The organism is Paenibacillus sp. GbtcB18 (assembly GCF_019091125.1).
Classification (GTDB): Bacteria; Bacillota; Bacilli; order Paenibacillales; family NBRC-103111; genus Paenibacillus_F; species Paenibacillus_F chitinolyticus.
Genome location: NZ_JAGXJX010000041.1, coordinates 1 through 1,471 on the forward strand (window position 1 = coordinate 1; position 1,471 = coordinate 1,471).

1 rRNA gene (cut by a window edge) is annotated in these 1,471 nt (G+C 55.2%); it reads right to left on the minus strand.

The features are described 5' to 3' along the window. Positions 1-9: 9 nt before the first annotated feature. A 23S ribosomal RNA gene (locus KVT34_RS29300) occupies positions 10-1,471 on the minus strand (its annotated part continues 1,216 nt past the right edge of the window); the annotation flags it as partial.

Below are 1,471 nucleotides of genomic sequence, written 5' to 3' on the forward strand. Positions count from 1 at the left end.
TGAACACGTGTGGTCAAGCCCTCGACCGATTAGTATTGGTCAGCTCCACACATTGCTGTGCTTCCACCTCCAACCTATCTACCTCGTCGTCTTCAAGGGGTCTTACATACTGGGAAATCTCATCTTGAGGGGGGCTTCACGCTTAGATGCTTTCAGCGCTTATCCCTTCCGTACATAGCTACCCAGCGATGCCTCTGGCGAGACAACTGGTACACCAGCGGTACGTCCATCCCGGTCCTCTCGTACTAAGGACAGCTCCTCTCAAATTTCCTGCGCCCGCGACAGATAGGGACCGAACTGTCTCACGACGTTCTGAACCCAGCTCGCGTACCGCTTTAATGGGCGAACAGCCCAACCCTTGGGACCTACTTCAGCCCCAGGATGCGATGAGCCGACATCGAGGTGCCAAACCTCCCCGTCGATGTGGACTCTTGGGGGAGATAAGCCTGTTATCCCCAGGGTAGCTTTTATCCGTTGAGCGATGGCCCTTCCATGCGGTACCACCGGATCACTAAGCCCGACTTTCGTCCCTGCTCGACCTGTATGTCTCGCAGTCAAGCTCCCTTATGCCTTTGCACTCTTCGAATGATTTCCAACCATTCTGAGGGAACCTTGGGGCGCCTCCGTTACTCTTTAGGAGGCGACCGCCCCAGTCAAACTGCCCACCTGACACGGTCCCTCTACCGGATCACGGTAGTAGGTTAGAACTCCGATACGATCAGGGTGGTATCCCAACGGCGCCTCCACCCAAGCTGGCGCTCAGGCTTCAAAGGCTCCCACCTATCCTGTACAGATCGTACCAAAGTCCAATATCAAGCTGCAGTAAAGCTCCATGGGGTCTTTCCGTCTTGTCGCGGGTAACCTGCATCTTCACAGGTATTAAAATTTCACCGGATCTCTCGTTGAGACAGCGCCCAAGTCGTTACGCCATTCGTGCGGGTCAGAATTTACCTGACAAGGAATTTCGCTACCTTAGGACCGTTATAGTTACGGCCGCCGTTTACTGGGGCTTCGGTTCACAGCTTCGGGTTACCCCTAACCGCTCCCCTTAACCTTCCAGCACCGGGCAGGCGTCAGCCCATATACTTCGCCTTGCGGCTTCGCATAGACCTGTGTTTTTGCTAAACAGTCGCTTGGGCCTTTTCACTGCGGCCCCCTCGTGCTATTCACACTACCGGGGCACCCCTTCTCCCGAAGTTACGGGGTCATTTTGCCGAGTTCCTTAACGAGAGTTCTTCCGCGCGCCTTAGAATTCTCTTCTCGCCCACCTGTGTCGGTTTGCGGTACGGGCACCTTCGCCTGGCTAGAAGCTTTTCTCGGCAGTGTGAGATCAAGACCTTCGCTACTGTAATTTTCGCTCCCCATCACAGCCCAGCCTTACGATGTGCGGATTTGCCTACACATCAGCCTCACTGCTTGGACGGACATCCATCAGTCCGCGTCCCTACCCTGCTGCGTCACTCCATTGCTC